Raw genomic sequence first — 15312 nt, forward strand, 5'->3', positions numbered from 1 at the left:
CGTACGCGCGCAGGGGCCCCGAGGGCTCACGCCCGCCTCAGGACAGGCGCGACCTGACCGCCGCGACCAGGCCGTCCAGCGGGACCGCCGTCTGCTCGCCGGACTCCATGTCCTTGAGCTGGACCACGCCCTCCGCGAGGTCCCGCTCGCCGGCGACGATCGCGTACCGCGCACCACTGCGGTTCGCGTTCTTCATCGCGCCCTTGAGGCCCTTGCCGCCGTAGCTGAAGTCGGCGGCGACGCCCGACCTGCGAAGCTCGGTGACGACACCGAAGAGGACGCGGCGCGCCTCCTCGCCGAGCGGGACGGCGAACACGCCAGTGGCGGAGGGCAGTTCGAGCTCGATGCCCTCGGCCTCCAGCGCCAGGACCGTACGGTCGACGCCGAGGGCCCACCCGACGGACGGCAGCGCGGGGCCGCCGATCATCTCGGACAGGCCGTCGTAGCGGCCGCCGCCACCCACCGCGGACTGCGAGCCGAGACCGTCGTGGACGAACTCGAAGGTCGTGCGCGTGTAGTAGTCCAGTCCGCGCACCAGCTTCTCGTCGTCCTCGTAGGCGACGCCGGCCGCCGTCAGCAGGTCGCGCACCTCCTCGTGGTACGCCTTGCACGCGTCGCACAGGTGGTCGCGGAGCAGCGGCGCGCCCACGAGCTGCCGCTGGACGCTGTCGCGCTTGTCGTCGAGGACCCGCAGGGGGTTGATGTCGACCCGGCGACGGGTGTCCTCGTCCAGGTCGAGCCCGCGCAGGAAGCCCTGGAGGGCGTCGCGGTAGACGGGGCGGCACTCCTTGTCGCCGAGCGAGTTCAGCAGGATGCGGAAGTTGCTGAGGCCCAGCGAGCGGTAGGCCTGGTCGGCCAGGATGATCAGCTCGGCGTCCAGCGCCGGGTCCTCGGCGCCCAGCGCCTCGGCGCCGACCTGCGAGAAGTGCCGGTAGCGGCCCTTTTGCGGGCGCTCGTAGCGGTAGTACGAGCCCGAGTACCAGAGCTTGACCGGCAGGTTTCCGGCCTTGTGGAGATTGGCCTCCAGAGCGGCGCGCAGCACGGACGCGGTGCCCTCGGGCCGCAGGGCGAGCCTGTCGCCGCCCTTGGTCTCGAAGGCGTACATCTCCTTGGTGACGATGTCGGTGGACTCACCGACGCCGCGCGCGAACAGCTCGACGTTCTCGAAGCCGGGCGTCTCGATGTAGCCGTAGCCGGAGTTCCTCAGCGGCGCGGCGATCGCCTCGCGCACCGCCAGGTACTTGGCGGAGTCCGGCGGGATCAGGTCGTACGTGCCCTTGGGGGCCTGGAAGGTGCTCACGGACCTCTCGCTACATTCCTCGTCGGGGAGCGGCGGTGGTGCCGTCTCCCTGGCCGGCGGCGACCTCCCGCAGATACGGGTTGGTGGCGCGCTCACGGCCGATGGTGGTCTGGGGGCCGTGGCCGGACAGGACCACGGTCGAGTCGTCGAGCGGCAGGCACACACGGCCCAGCGAGTCGAGCATCTCGGCCATGTCACCGCCGGGCAGGTCGGTGCGTCCGATGGAACCGGCGAAGAGCAGATCGCCCGAGAAGAAGACCGGCGGGATGTCTGCGGCGTCGGGCAGACCGAAGGTCACCGAGCCCTTGGTGTGGCCGGGCGCGTGCGACACGGTCAGCTCGAGACCGGCCAGTTTCAGGGCCGCGCCGTCCGTCAGCTCGTGGACGTCGTCCGGCTCCCCCACGGTCAGCTCGCCCATGAGCGGCATCCCGATGGAGCGGCCGAGCGCCTTCTCCGGGTCGCTCATCATGTAGCGGTCGGCGGGGTGGATCCACGCCGGCACGTCATGGGCTCCGCACACCGGGACGACCGAGGCGACATGGTCGATGTGGCCATGGGTGAGCATTACGGCCACGGGCTTGAGCCGATGCTTCCTGAGTGTCTCCTCGACTCCCTCGGCGGCCTGGTGGCCCGGGTCGATGATCACGCACTCCTCGCCTGCTGCCGGGGCGACCAGATAACAGTTGGTCCCCCAGGCTCCGGCGGGGAACCCGGCAATAAGCACGATCGTCCTCAGTCTGTCGTCCGACGGGGATTCGCTGACGAATGGCAACAGGTCAGAGCCTACCGGCGCAGTTCATTTCACAGCGAACCCGTATACGGTACGGGCACACCCGGCCCGATAGATCACATCATCCACGAGGAGAAGACCCGGTGGTCAGCAGCGATCAGCGGCGGCGGCAGCTCGCCAGGGAGAAGTTCGAGCGGCAGCAGCGACGCCGCGAGGAGGTCCGCAAGAAGTCCAGGCGCCGCAACGCGGTCATCGCGGCCGTGCTCGCCGTGGTCGTGGCCGCCGGTGGCGCGGCGTACCTCTCGGTGGGCCTGACGGACGGCGGCGGCAAGGACGACTCCGCGGTGAAGGACGCCGGCCAGTCCCCGACGCCCACGCAGAGCGAGAGCAGTGTGCCGGAGCCCGCGATGGCCATCGCGGCGAAGGGCACGTACACGATGTCGATGAAGACCACCCAGGGCGACATCGCGTTCACGATGGACGCCGCGAAGACCCCGCACACGGTGAACTCGTTCAAGCACCTCGCGGACAAGGGCTACTTCGACAACACGAAGTGTCACCGTCTCACCACGGAGGGCATCTTCGTCCTGCAGTGCGGCGACCCGAAGGGCGACGGCACGGGCGGTCCGGGCTACACGATCCCGGACGAGAATCTGGCGGGCCTCGGCAAGGCCGGCGCCGACGGCACCGTCACCTACCCGGCGGGCACGGTGGCAATGGCGAACACGAGCACGCCCAACAGCGGCGGCAGCCAGTTCTTCCTCGTCTACAAGGACAGCAAACTCCCGCCGTCGTACACGCCGTTCGGCACGATGGACGCGGCCGGGCTCACGGCGGTCAAGGCCGTGGCGGCGGGCGGCGTCGAGGGCGGGGCCAAGGACGGCGCCCCCACGAAGGCCGTCACCGTCAAGAAGGCAGCGGTCAGCAAGGGGTGACCCGGCGAATTCGGCGGCGCCGAGTGCGGACAGCCGGGCGGCCGGTCGCCTAGATTGGCGTTGTGCAGCACGGGCGCGGTCCGTGCTGTGGAGGGCGGGGATCCCGTCCAGGAAACTGTGGACGATGCCCAGGGGCCCGAGCCCCTCGGGGCATCATGTGGAGGAGGCGCTGTGAGCAGCGACCCGTGGGGCCGCGTCGACGAGACGGGCACCGTGTACGTGCGGACTTCCGACGGTGAGCAGGTCGTCGGATCGTGGCAGGCCGGCACTCCCGAGGAGGCACTGGCCTACTTCGAGCGCAAGTACGAAGGCCTGGTCGTCGAAATCGGCCTCCTCGAGAAGCGGGTGAAGACCACCGACCTGTCGGCGAAGGACGCGACGACCGCGATCGAGCACATTCGCCAGCAGGTGGACGAGCACCACGCCGTCGGCGACCTCGCGGCGCTGCGCGTGCGGCTGGACGCGCTCGTCGCGGCGGTCGACGCGCGCCGCGAGGAGCGCAAGGCCCAGAAGGCGAAGCAGACCGACGAGGCCCGGCACGCCAAGGAAGCACTGGTCGTCGAGGCCGAGGAGCTGGCGCAGAGCGAGCAGTGGCGGGCGGCCGGGGAGCGGCTGCGCGCGCTGGTGGACACCTGGAAGGGTCTGCCGAGGCTCGACCGCAAGTCCGACGACGAGCTGTGGCACCGCTTCTCGCACGCCCGCTCGGCGTTCTCCAAGCGCCGCAAGGCCCACTTCGCCGCTCTGGACGCACAGCGCGAGGTGGCCCGCCAGACGAAGGAGCGGCTGGTCGCGGAGGCCGAGTCGCTCTCCGGTTCGACGGACTGGGGCCCCACGGCCGCCCGCTACCGCGACCTGATGGCGGAGTGGAAGGCCGCGGGCCGCGCCCAGCGCGAGCACGAGGACGACCTGTGGAACCGTTTCCGCGGCGCTCAGGACGTCTTCTTCGCGGCCCGCAGCGGGGTGTTCGCCGAGCGCGACGCCGAGCAGACGGAGAACCTGAAGCTGAAGGAAGAGCTGGCGGTCGAGGCCGAGAAGATCCTGCCCGTGACGGACCTGAAGGCCGCTCGCGCCGCCTTCCGGTCCATCAACGAGCGCTGGGAGGCCATCGGCCATGTCCCGCGTGACGCCCGCCCGAAGGTCGAGGGCCGGATGCACGCGGTGGAGCGGGCGATCCAGGAGGCCGAGGAGGCCGAGTGGCGCCGCACCAACCCGGAGGCGCGGGCGCGCGCCGAGGGTCTGACGGGTCAGCTGCAGGCCGCCGTCGACAAGCTGCGGACGCAGATCGACGCCGCCCGCGCGGCGGGCAACAACGCCAAGGCGGACAAGCTCGCGCGGGAGCTCGAGGGACGTCAGGCGCTGCTGGACCAGGCCCTCAAGGGCCTGGAGGAGTTCGGCGGCTGACGAGCCGTCACGAAGGCCCCGGGTACGGAATCCGTACCCGGGGCCTTCGTGCATCCGGACCCGGGGCCTTCGTGCATCCGGCCGGAAGCGCAGCTCCGGCTACGGCTACGGCCGCCGCGCGGACGTCACGCGGTACACGTCGTACACGCCCTCCACACCCCGCACCGCCTTCAGGACATGACCCAGGTGCTTCGGGTCGCCCATCTCGAAGGTGAAGCGGGAGGTGGCGACCCGGTCGCGCGAGGTCTGGACGGCCGCCGAGAGGATGTTGACGTGCTGGTCGGACAGGACGCGGGTGACGTCCGAGAGGAGCCGGGAGCGGTCCAGGGCCTCGACCTGGATGGCCACGAGGAAGACCGAGGACTGGGTGGGCGCCCATTCGACGTCGAGGATGCGCTCCGGCTGCTGCGACAACGAGTCCACGTTGACGCAGTCGGCGCGGTGCACGGAGACACCGCTGCCGCGGGTGACGAAGCCGATGATCGGGTCGCCGGGGACGGGGGTACAACAGCGGGCCAGCTTCACCCAGACGTCATCGACGCCCTTGACGACGACACCGGGATCCGCGTTGGCGCGGCGCTTGCGGCCACGCCCGCGCGACGGCGGTACGGACTCGGCGATGTCCTCGGTCGCCGCTTCCTCTCCGCCGAGCGCCTGGACGAGCTTCTGCACGACGCCCTGGGCGGCGACATGGCCCTCGCCGATCGCCGCGTACAGCGAGGAGATGTCGGGGTAGCGCATCTCGTGCGCGAGCGTGACCAGCGAGTCGCCGGTGAGGATGCGCTGGATGGGCAGGTTCTGCTTGCGCATGGCACGGGCGATGGAGTCCTTGCCCTGCTCGATCGCCTCGTCCCGGCGCTCCTTGGAAAACCAGGCACGGATCTTGTTCCTCGCCCGGGGCGACTTGACGAAGCCCAGCCAGTCGCGGGAGGGGCCCGCGCCGGTCGCCTTGGAGGTGAAGACCTCGACCAGATCGCCGTTGTCCAGGGTCGATTCGAGCGGTACGAGACGCCCGTTGACGCGGGCGCCTATGGTGCGGTGCCCGACCTCGGTGTGCACGGCGTACGCGAAGTCGACGGGAGTGGCGCCGGCGGGCAGCGCTATGACGTCGCCCTTCGGCGTGAAGACGAAGACCTCGTTGCGGGACAGGTCGAAGCGCAGCGACTCCAGGAACTCGCCCGGGTCCTCGGTCTCCTTCTGCCAGTCGAGCAACTGCCGCAGCCACGCCATGTCGTTGATGGCGTCCTTGTCCTTGCCGACGCCCTTGGGGACGTCGGTACGGACCTTGGAGGCGCCGGCGACGGCTTCCTGCTTGTACTTCCAGTGCGCGGCGATGCCGTACTCGGCGCGGCGGTGCATGTCGAACGTACGGATCTGGAGTTCGACGGGCTTGCCGTTGGGTCCGATGACCGTCGTGTGCAGCGACTGGTACATGTTGAACTTCGGCATCGCGATGTAGTCCTTGAACCGCCCCGGAACCGGGTTCCAGCGGGCGTGGACGGTGCCGAGCGCCGCGTAGCAGTCGCGGACGGTGTCGACGAGGACGCGGATGCCGACCAGGTCGTAGATCTCCGCGAAGTCACGGCCGCGGACGATCATCTTCTGGTAGACGCTGTAGTAGTGCTTCGGCCGGCCGGTGACGGTGGCCTTGATCCGGGCGGCGCGCAGATCGGACTGGACCTCGTCGGTCACTATGGCGAGGTACTCGTCGCGCTTGGGCGCGCGCTCGGCGACGAGCCGCACGATCTCGTCGTACATCTTGGGGTAGAGGATCGCGAAGGCGAGGTCCTCCAGCTCCCACTTGATGGTGTTCATGCCCAGCCGGTGGGCCAGCGGGGCGTAGATCTCCAGGGTCTCGCGGGCCTTCTTCTCCTGCTTCTCCCGCTTGAGGTAGCGCATCGTGCGCATGTTGTGCAGTCGGTCGGCGAGCTTGATGACCAGGACGCGCGGGTCCTTGGCCATGGCGACGACCATCTTGCGCACGGTCTCCGCCTGCGCGGCCTCGCCGAACTTGACCTTGTCGAGCTTGGTGACGCCGTCGACGAGCAGGGCGACCTGGTCGCCGAAGTCACGGCGCAGGGTGTCCAGGCCGTACTCGGTGTCCTCGACGGTGTCGTGCAGCAGTCCGGCCATCAGCGTCGCCGGGTCCATGCCGAGCTCGGCGAGGATGGTGGTGACGGCGAGGGGATGCGTGATGTACGGGTCGCCGCTCTTGCGCTTCTGGCCGCGGTGCCAGCGCTCGGCGACCTGGTAGGCGCGCTCGACCTGGCGGAGCGTCGCGCTCTCGATCTTCGGGTCGTTGCTGCGCACGATCCGCAGCAGCGGCTCCAGGACCGGGTTGTACGGACTGGACCGCTGGACGCCGAGCCGGGCCAGCCGGGCGCGGACGCGGTTGGACGAGCCGCCGGAGCGCGTCACGGGGGCGGGCGCCGGGGCCGCGGGCGTGGGCTTGGGGGCCGACACGGGCGCGGGGGCGGCCACGGGAGCGGGGGCCGAGCCGCTCGCACTCCCCCGTCCTCCGTCCACGGACGCACCCGTTCCGCTCCGCTCGGGCGCCGCGGACCCGGCCGGCTCCCCGGGCTTCTTCTCGGGCGCGGCTGGGGCCGCCACAGCCTTCTCGGCGTTCTGGTCGGGCTGCGCGGTGGCGGGACGGGCCTCGTCTGGCAAGAGCGCTCCTCGTGCGGATCCGGGTCCCCCGGTCAGGCCCGGAAAGGCCATGGTATCGATCCCGGGCGTTCACCTCGCCCCGGGACGGGGAGTGTGGACAACGCGGAACGGGCACCCGGTGTTCCCGGATGCCCGTTCCTGGTGCCTCGACGGCGGTAACACGCTGGTCAGAGCGTGATCAGCGCCTCCAGCGGGGCGCCGCGGAGCGACGGCTCGAGGCGGGTGCGCCCGCCGAGGAAGCCCAGCTCCATGAGGATCGCGACACCCGCGACCTCGGCGCCCGCCCGGCGGATCAGCTCCAGCGAGGCCTCGGCCGTGCCGCCGGTGGCGAGGACGTCATCGATGACCATGACGCGGTCATCGGCGCCGATGTCCTCGGCGTGGATCTCGATCTCGGCGGTGCCGTACTCCAGCTCGTACGCCTGCGACAGGGTCGCTCCGGGGAGCTTGCCCGCCTTGCGTACGGGGATGAAGCCGACGCCGGCCCGGACCGCGACCGGTGCGGCCAGGATGAAACCGCGCGCCTCCAGGCCGACGACCTTCGTCGCGCCGTGCGTCACGCACAGCTCGGCGAGGGCGTCGGTGAGGGCCGTGAAGGCCGCCGGGTCCGCGAGCAGCGGGGTGATGTCCTTGAACAGCACGCCCGGCTTCGGGTAGTCGGCCACGTCCCGGATGCGGCTGAGGAGCAGCTCCCGCATCTCCACGGTCATCGGCGCTTCCCCGGCGAGGGGCGGCCGCGGCCACGGCCGCGCTGGCCGACGACGGCTCCGGCGGTCGCGGCGGCACCGGGCAGGGCGTCCTGGGGCTCGCCCGGAACGTCCTCCGATGCGTCCTCGGCGGACTCGCCCCTGGCGGCCGCGGCGGCGCGCTTGGCGAGGACCCGCTTCTTCAGCGCCTTCATCGCCGGCTCGCGCTCCTTCAGGTCGGCGACCAGCGGAGTGGCGATGAAGATCGACGAGTAGGCACCGGCGGCGAGACCGACGAACAGCGACAGCGAGATGTCGTTGAGCATGCCCGCGCCGAGGAACCCGCCGCCGATGAACAGCAGGCCGGCCACCGGCAGCAGCGCCACCACGGTGGTGTTGATGGAGCGGACCAGGGTGCCGTTGATCGAGCGGTTGGCGATCTCGCTGTACGTCCAGCGGGTCTGCTTGGTGATGTCCTTCGTGCCTTCCTTGAGGCTGTCGAAGACGACCACCGTGTCGTACAGCGAGTAGCCGAGGATGGTCAGCAGACCGATCACCGTGCCCGGGGTGACCTCGAACCCGACGAGCGCGTAGATGCCCACCGTGATCGTGATGTCGTGGATGAGTGCCACCAGGGCGGCGAGCGCCATGCGCCACTCGAAGGCGATCGCCAGGTAGACCACCACGAGGATCATGAACACGCCGAGGCCGGTCCATGCCTTGTTGGCGATCTGCTCACCCCAGCTGGGGCCGACCAGCTCCGCGTTGATCTCGCCCGTGATGTTCAGGTCCTCGGCGAGCTGCTTGCCCACCGTGTTGGCCTGGGCGGTGTCCAGCTCGCTGACCTGGATGCGCAGGGTGTCGTTGCCGAGCTTCTGGACGATCGCGGGGTGGCCCGAGGCCTCCTCGGCGAACTCCTGGGCCTGGGCGACGGACACGCTCGTCTTCGGGGTGGTGAAGACGGCACCGCCCTTGAACTCGATGCCCATGTTGAGACCGCTCACCGCCAGGCCGACGATGGCCGTGATGGTGATCAGGATCGAGACGGCGTACCAGATCTTCCGCTTGCCGACGAAGTCGTAGCCGACCTCACCGCGGTAGAGCCTGGCGCCGATGGTGCCGAGACGCGACATCTCACGCCTCCTTCGGGTCGGTGGGGGCGGAGACACGGCGGGAGCGGCGCAGCGGCGGCTTGGCCCCGAGGCGCTTCGGGTCCAGTCCGGACCAGGGGTGGCCGCTGGAGAAGAACTTCGTGCGGGCCAGGAGCGTCATCAGCGGCTTGGTGAAGAGGAACACCACGACGACGTCGAGCAGGGTGGTCAGGCCCAGCGTGAACGCGAAGCCCTGGACCTTGCCGACGGTGACGATGAAGAGCACCGCCGCGGCGAGGAACGACACGAAGTCGGACACCAGGATCGTGCGCCGCGCGCGCGGCCAGGCCCGCTCGACGGCCGGGCGGAGCGTACGGCCCTCGCGGATCTCGTCACGGATGCGCTCGAAGTACACGATGAACGAGTCCGCGGTGATACCGATGGCGACGATGGCACCACAGACCGCCGGCAGGTTCAGCGCGAAGCCGATGGCGGGACCGAGCAGCGACATCAGCGCGTACGTCAGGATCGCCGAGGCCAGCAGGCTGAGCAGGGCGACGATCGACAGACCGCGGTAGTAGACCACCAGGTAGAGGATGACCAGCGCGAGACCGATGGCGCCCGCGATGAGGCCGGCCTTGAGCTGCTCACCACCGAGCGCGGCGGTGACGGTGGTGACGCTCTGCTGCTCGAAGCTCAGTGGGAGCGCACCGAAGGACAGGATGTTGCCGAGGTCCTGGGCCGATTCCTGGTTGAAGTTGCCGGAGATCTCGGCGCTCGCGCTCAGGGTCTGGTTGACCTGCGGGGCCGAGACGACCTCGCCGTCGAGCACGATCGCGAACTGATTCATCGGCGACGGCTGCTGCGACAGCTTGCTGGTGATCTTCTGGAACTTCTTCGAGCCCGCGCTCGTGAAGTCCATCTGCACGATCCAGATGCCGCGCTGCGGGTCGAGCACGCCCTGGGCGTCGTCGACGTCCTTGCCGTCGACCTCGGCCGGGCCGAGGAGGTACTTCTCCCACATGCCGGCACCGTTCTGGCCACAGGCGACGGTCGGCTGCTCGGGCTTGGCGGCCTTGCCCGCGTTGGCGCGTGCGGTCTTGTCGAGGCAGTTCAGGGCGGCGAACTGCTTCGCCACCTCGGCGGTGGCGGGGTCGGGCGTCGGCGCGGGGGTCTCGGGCGCCGCCGGCTTGTCCGTGGCGGCACCGGACGGCGTCGGCGTGGGAGCCTTCAGCGCGTCCGTGAGGGCACGCCCCTGGGTGGTGGGGCTGCCGCTCGGGGCGGTGGCCTTGTCCTTGCCGTCCGTGGCCTTGTCGCCGGGCTTGCCCGACGGCGTGGCGCTCGGGCTGCCGGAGGGCTGCGGCGTCTCGGGACCGGCGGCCGCCACGTTCAGAACCGGGCGGAAGAACAGCTGGGCGGTGGTGCCCACCTGCTTCTGGGCCTGCTCCGAGTTCGTCCCCTTGGGGATGTTGACGATGATGTTCTCTCGGCCCTGGGTCTGGACCTCGGCCTCGGAGACACCCAGACCGTTCACACGGCGCTCGATGATGCCGACGGCCGTCTTCATGTTGGTCTCGTTGACCGCGCTCTCCTTGCCGGGCTCAGCCTCGGCCTTGAGCGTGATCGTCGTACCGCCCGCGAGGTCGATACCCAGTCGCGGCGTGGTGTCCCCGGACCAGAACATCCCGCCGACGAGAGCGGCCATCACGATCAGGATCAGCGCGAGGGTACGCCCCGGCTTCCCCTGACCCCCCGGCGCCCTTCGGCCCTTCTTCGGTGCTGCCACCTTCTCGTTTCTCCCTGTCCAACCGTCCCGCGCCGGGTGTGCGACGGGGCGGCCACGATGTGTTGTGGGGACCTGCCCCCGCGGAAGAAGTCGGCACGCACCGGGGACCGCGTGCGCCGGTGGGCGCGCCGCGGTCCCCGGTCGCGGCTACTTCGCGTCGGTGTCGCCGTCGCTCTTGTCGTCGCCCTTGGCGTCCTTGACGTCCTTGGCCTCGGCCTCGGGCGTCGGGGAGGCGTCGTCCGCCTCGTCCTTCTTGCCGAGGTCGATCTTGGCATCCCGGGCGTCGTCGGTCAGCGAGGAGGCGTCGTCCGGCACGATCGGGGTGTCGCTCTTGAGGTCGCTGTCACCGTCGCCGTGCACGATCCGGTTGTACTCGGCGTCCTCGAGGACGGCCCCGATGGCGTTCTTCGCGAACACGAGGTGGACGCCGGGAGCGGCCTCCACGAGGACCGTGTCCTCGTTGACCTCCTTGACCGTGGCGTACAGACCGCCGATGGTCCGGATGCCGGTGCCGGGCTGCATCTGGTTCCGCATGTTCGCCGCCGCCTGCTGCTTCTTCTTGGCGGAGCGGGTCATCAGGAACATGGCCCCGATGAGCACGATGAACGGGAGGAGGGTCACGATATCCACGGGACGGAATTCCTTCGCACGACCGCGGTGAGATGCGGCCTGATCTACGGGGGTGGGCACGCCGACCCGGAAGGGCGGCATCGGCGGAGTCTAAGCGAGTCCGCATCGATGGAACAACGCCCAGCATCGCACCCGGGTTCCCGGCCGTGCGACCCCCCGCGCCGTCACGTACCGAACAGCCCCTGTTGTCCGCTCGGCCCGAGGCCCTGCTGGGGCGGTGCGAGCCCGAGGTGTGCCCAGGCCGCGGGCGTGGCCACCCGGCCACGCGGGGTGCGCGCCAGGAGGCCCTCCCGGACGAGGAAGGGCTCGGCGACCTCCTCGACGGTCTCGCGCTCCTCCCCCACCGCCACGGCCAGTGTCGACAGACCGACCGGCCCGCCCCCGAACAGCTTGAGCAGCGCCTGGAGCACCGCCCGGTCGAGCCGGTCGAGGCCGCGGCCGTCCACCTCGTACACCCTGAGGGCGGCCGCGGCGATGTCACGGGTGATGCGGCCGTCCGCCTTGACCTGGGCGTAGTCGCGGACGCGGCGGAGCAACCGGTTGGCGATACGGGGCGTGCCGCGGGAGCGGCCCGCGATCTCGGCGGCGCCTTCGGCGTCTATCACCAGATCGAGCAGGCCCGCCGAGCGGTGGATGACCCGCTCCAGCTCCGGCGGGCCGTAGAACTCCATGTGCGCGGTGAAGCCGAAGCGGTCACGGAGCGGCGGCGGCAGCAGTCCGGCCCGGGTGGTGGCGCCGACCAGGGTGAACGGTGGCAGCTCCAGCGGGATGGCGGTCGCACCGGGGCCCTTGCCGACGATGACGTCGACACGGAAGTCCTCCATCGCCATGTAGAGCATTTCCTCGGCGGGCCGGGACATCCGGTGGATCTCGTCGAGGAACAGCACCTCGCCCTCCTGGAGGGAGGACAGGATCGCCGCGAGGTCGCCGGCGTGCTGGATGGCGGGGCCGCTGGTGATCCTGATCGGGGCGCCCATCTCCGCCGCGATGATCATGGAAAGGGTGGTCTTGCCGAGCCCGGGGGCGCCGGAGAGCAGCACGTGGTCGGCGGTGGCACCGCGTGCGAGCGCCGCCTTCAGGACGAGGTCGAGCTGTTCGCGCACGCGCTCCTGGCCGACGAACTCGTCCAGCGACTTGGGCCGCAGCGCCGCCTCGACGGCCTGGTCCTCCCCGTCGGCGGACGCGCCGACGAGTCGCCCGTCCGCCCCGGCGGACGCCGTGTCGCTGCCGTTGTCGTACCCGTCCATGGATGTGCCTCGCGGTCCTCTCGGGCCGGCTCGGGTCCCGCGGCCGGCGGTACGGCGCGCGGCGGAGCCGCTGGTGGTCGGTCGGTGCCGCCCGGTCGCGCCCTGTGGGGGCGCCGCCGGTCAGCGGGTGCGGTTGAGGGTCTGGAGGGCGGCCTTCAGCAGCTGGCCCACGTTGGGTGCGGCTCCGGCCTCCTCGGCGCGGGGGGCTACGGCGCCGACCGCCTCGTCTGCCTCGCGCGTGGCGTAGCCGAGGCCGATCAGGGCGGCGTGCAGCTGGTCGCGCCAGGACTGGGTGACGGGGGCGCCGACGGCACCTGCCGGGGATCCGACGGGTTCGCCGAGGCGGTCCTTCAGTTCGAGCAGCAGTTTCTGGGCGCCCTTCCTGCCGATGCCGGGCACGGCGATGAGCGCCTTCTCGTCATCGGTGGCCACCGCGCGCCGCAGCGCGTCCGGGCTGTGCACGGCGAGCATCGCCTGGGCCAGCCGTGGGCCGACGCCGCTCGCGGTCTGGAGCAGCTCGAAGACCTGCCGCTCGTCGTCGTCCGCGAAGCCGTACAGCGTCAGGGAGTCCTCGCGGACCACCAACGAGGTGGCGAGCCGGGCCTCCTGACCGATCCTCAGCCCGGAAAGGGTGTCGGGCGTGCACTGGACGGCCATGCCGACGCCGCCGACCTCGATCACGGCGGTGGTCGGGGCGAGGGCGGCGACCGGGCCGCTCACAAAGGCGATCATGCGGTACGGCCTTTCGTCGCGTGGTGGGCGGCGACCGCCTGCTGAAGGCGGTTCTGCGCGGGAGCGCGCCAGATGTGACAGATGGCGAGGGCCAGCGCGTCCGCCGCGTCGGCCGGTTTCGGCGGGGCACCGAGCCGCAGCAGCCTGGTCACCATCGCGCCGACCTGCGCCTTGTCGGCGCGGCCGCTGCCGGTGACGGCGGCCTTGACCTCGCTGGGGGTGTGCAGGGCGACGGGCAGTCCACGGCGGGCGGCGCAGAGCATGGCGACGGCGCTGGCCTGGGCCGTGCCCATGACCGTACGCACGTTGTGCTGGCTGAACACCCGCTCCACCGCGACCAGTTCGGGACGGTGTGCGTCCAGCCACTCCTCGATGCCGCGCTCGATGGCGACGAGACGGTGGCCGATGTCGGCGTCGGCGGGGGTGCGGACGACGCCGACCCCGAGCATCGTCAGCGGGCGGCCGGCGACACCCTCGACGACGCCGATGCCGCAACGGGTCAGTCCCGGGTCCACACCCAGCACACGCACGCGCCCACCCCTTCTTCGCTTTCCCCCGGCCACCGCTGGGAGGTACCCCGATTCGTGCAGGCTATCGGCCCGCACCGACAACGGCCGACAACGCGACGGGCCGGCGGGGATGTCTCCCCGCCGGCCCGGCGTGCGAAGCGGGATCAGGCGTCGACCTTCTCCATGACGTCGTCCGAGACGTCGAAGTTGGCGAAGACGTTCTGCACGTCGTCGCTGTCCTCCAGCGCGTCGATCAGCTTGAAGATCTTGCGCGCGCCGTCCTCGTCCAGCTCGACCTGCATGGTCGGGACGAAGCTGGCCTCGGCCGACTCGTAGTCGATGCCGGCGTCCTGGAGGGAGGTGCGGACGGCGACCAGGTCGGTGGCCTCGCTGATGACCTCGAAGTTCTCGCCGAGGTCGTTGACCTCCTCGGCACCGGCGTCCAGCACCGCGCCGAGCACGTCGTCCTCGCTCAGCCCGCTCTTGGGGAGGACGACGACGCCCTTGCGGTTGAAGAGGTACGACACCGAGCCGGGGTCGGCCATGGATCCGCCGTTGCGGGTCATGGCGACACGGACGTCGGAGGCCGCGCGGTTGCGGTTGTCGGTGAGGCACTCGATGAGCACCGCGACACCGTTCGGACCGTAGCCCTCGTACATGATCGTCTCGTAGTCGGCGCCGCCGGCCTCGAGGCCCGCGCCGCGCTTCACCGCGGAGTCGATGTTCTTGTTCGGCACCGAGCTCTTCTTGGCCTTCTGGATGGCGTCGAAGAGGGTCGGGTTGCCGTCGATGTCGCCACCGCCGGTGCGCGCCGCGACCTCGATGTTCTTGATCAGCTTCGCGAAGAGCTTGCCGCGCTTGGCGTCGATCACGGCCTTCTTGTGCTTCGTCGTGGCCCATTTAGAGTGGCCGGACATCTGCCTGTCTCCTTCGCGTAACCAATCTCTGCTGCGTTCGCCTGTGATCCTACCGGGACCGGGTCACCGCGGGGCGCGCACCATGTCGACGAACAGGGCGTGCACACGGTGGTCGCCGGTCAGTTCCGGGTGGAACGACGTGGCCAGCGCGTTGCCCTGCCGTACGGCGACGATGTGGCCGTCGTGCTCGGCGAGCACCTCGGCCGCCGCGCCGACGGACTCGACCCACGGGGCGCGGATGAAGACGCCCTCGACGGGGGCGCCCTCGACGCCCTCGACCGCGACCGCGCTCTCGAAGGACTCGTTCTGGCGGCCGAAGGCGTTGCGGCGCACGATCATGTCGATGCCGCCGATGGTCTCCTGGCCCGAGCGCGGGTCGAGGATCTTCTCGGCGAGCATGATCAGGCCCGCGCAGGTGCCGTAGACCGGCATTCCGGCGCGTACGCGCTCACGCAGCGGCTCCATGAGGCCGAAGAGGCCGGCCAGCTTGGAGATGGTGGTGGACTCACCGCCGGGGATGACGAGGCCGTCGACCTCGGCGAGTTCCTCGGGGCGCCGGACCGGCCTGGCCACGGCATCGGCCGCGGCCAGGGCGATCAGGTGCTCCCGTACGTCGCCCTGGAGCGCGAGGACACCGACAATCGGGGGCGCCTCCGCCGAAGGCGGGGGGAGGGTGCTCAT

Annotated in this window: 14 protein-coding genes; 2 read left to right on the forward strand and 12 right to left on the reverse strand. The window is 70.6% G+C overall.

Going from position 1 to position 15312, the window contains the following annotated elements; all coding sequences use genetic code 11:
* Positions 1–37: 37 nt before the first annotated feature.
* Positions 38–1300 (reverse strand): histidine--tRNA ligase, encoded by a 1263-nt coding sequence (hisS, locus tag ACIQMR_RS08415; RefSeq protein WP_401384408.1) that lies wholly within the window; start codon positions 1298–1300, stop codon positions 38–40.
* Positions 1301–1310: 10 nt separating this feature from the next.
* A complete protein-coding gene (locus tag ACIQMR_RS08420; RefSeq protein ID WP_401384410.1) occupies positions 1311–2024 on the reverse strand; it encodes an MBL fold metallo-hydrolase in 714 nt (237 codons plus the stop codon).
* A gap of 149 nt (positions 2025–2173) precedes the next feature.
* On the opposite strand from ACIQMR_RS08420, the gene ACIQMR_RS08425 reads away from it, so the two are divergent.
* Positions 2174–2965, forward strand: coding sequence for a peptidylprolyl isomerase (locus tag ACIQMR_RS08425; RefSeq protein WP_401384412.1), 792 nt, complete (start codon positions 2174–2176; stop codon positions 2963–2965).
* 171 nt (positions 2966–3136) lie between these two features.
* Positions 3137–4366 carry a DUF349 domain-containing protein gene (locus ACIQMR_RS08430; protein ID WP_401384414.1) on the forward strand — a complete coding sequence of 410 codons (1230 nt, stop codon included), beginning with the start codon at positions 3137–3139 and terminating at the stop codon, positions 4364–4366.
* 105 nt (positions 4367–4471) lie between these two features.
* Here ACIQMR_RS08430 and ACIQMR_RS08435 read toward each other — a convergent pair whose 3' ends face one another.
* The 10 genes from ACIQMR_RS08435 to pdxT all read right to left on the reverse strand — a co-directional run bounded on the left by ACIQMR_RS08435 (position 4472) and on the right by pdxT (position 15312).
* Entirely contained in the window at positions 4472–7033 is a 2562-nt protein-coding gene (locus ACIQMR_RS08435) for a RelA/SpoT family protein (RefSeq protein ID WP_401384417.1), read from the reverse strand.
* A gap of 167 nt (positions 7034–7200) precedes the next feature.
* Positions 7201–7743, reverse strand: coding sequence for an adenine phosphoribosyltransferase (locus tag ACIQMR_RS08440; protein WP_401384420.1), 543 nt, complete (start codon positions 7741–7743; stop codon positions 7201–7203).
* On the reverse strand, positions 7740–8852 hold the full coding sequence (gene secF, locus ACIQMR_RS08445) for a protein translocase subunit SecF (RefSeq protein ID WP_401384421.1): 1113 nt from the start codon (positions 8850–8852) through the stop codon (positions 7740–7742). The genes ACIQMR_RS08440 and secF overlap by 4 nt, the downstream gene beginning before the upstream one ends.
* Position 8853: 1 nt before the next feature.
* Positions 8854–10596 carry a protein translocase subunit SecD gene (gene secD / locus ACIQMR_RS08450; protein ID WP_401384423.1) on the reverse strand — a complete coding sequence of 581 codons (1743 nt, stop codon included), beginning with the start codon at positions 10594–10596 and terminating at the stop codon, positions 8854–8856.
* Between the two features lie 147 nt (positions 10597–10743).
* Entirely contained in the window at positions 10744–11226 is a 483-nt protein-coding gene (yajC, locus tag ACIQMR_RS08455) for a preprotein translocase subunit YajC (protein WP_401384425.1), read from the reverse strand.
* A gap of 164 nt (positions 11227–11390) precedes the next feature.
* Positions 11391–12473, reverse strand: coding sequence for a Holliday junction branch migration DNA helicase RuvB (gene ruvB / locus ACIQMR_RS08460; RefSeq protein ID WP_401384427.1), 1083 nt, complete (start codon positions 12471–12473; stop codon positions 11391–11393).
* A 120-nt stretch (positions 12474–12593) separates the two neighbouring features.
* Positions 12594–13205: a Holliday junction branch migration protein RuvA gene (gene ruvA / locus ACIQMR_RS08465; protein ID WP_358662519.1), complete on the reverse strand. Its 612-nt coding sequence runs from the start codon at positions 13203–13205 to the stop codon at positions 12594–12596.
* Complete coding sequence (ruvC, locus tag ACIQMR_RS08470; RefSeq protein WP_401384431.1) at positions 13202–13735, reverse strand: crossover junction endodeoxyribonuclease RuvC; 534 nt, start codon at positions 13733–13735, stop codon at positions 13202–13204. The genes ruvA and ruvC overlap by 4 nt, the downstream gene beginning before the upstream one ends.
* 143 nt (positions 13736–13878) lie before the next feature.
* Positions 13879–14631: a YebC/PmpR family DNA-binding transcriptional regulator gene (locus ACIQMR_RS08475; protein ID WP_266375769.1), complete on the reverse strand. Its 753-nt coding sequence runs from the start codon at positions 14629–14631 to the stop codon at positions 13879–13881.
* Between the two features lie 63 nt (positions 14632–14694).
* A complete protein-coding gene (gene pdxT / locus ACIQMR_RS08480; protein WP_401384433.1) occupies positions 14695–15312 on the reverse strand; it encodes a pyridoxal 5'-phosphate synthase glutaminase subunit PdxT in 618 nt (205 codons plus the stop codon).

Source organism: Streptomyces sp. NPDC091376 (assembly GCF_044757085.1).
GTDB lineage: Bacteria > Actinomycetota > Actinomycetes > Streptomycetales > Streptomycetaceae > Streptomyces > Streptomyces pratisoli.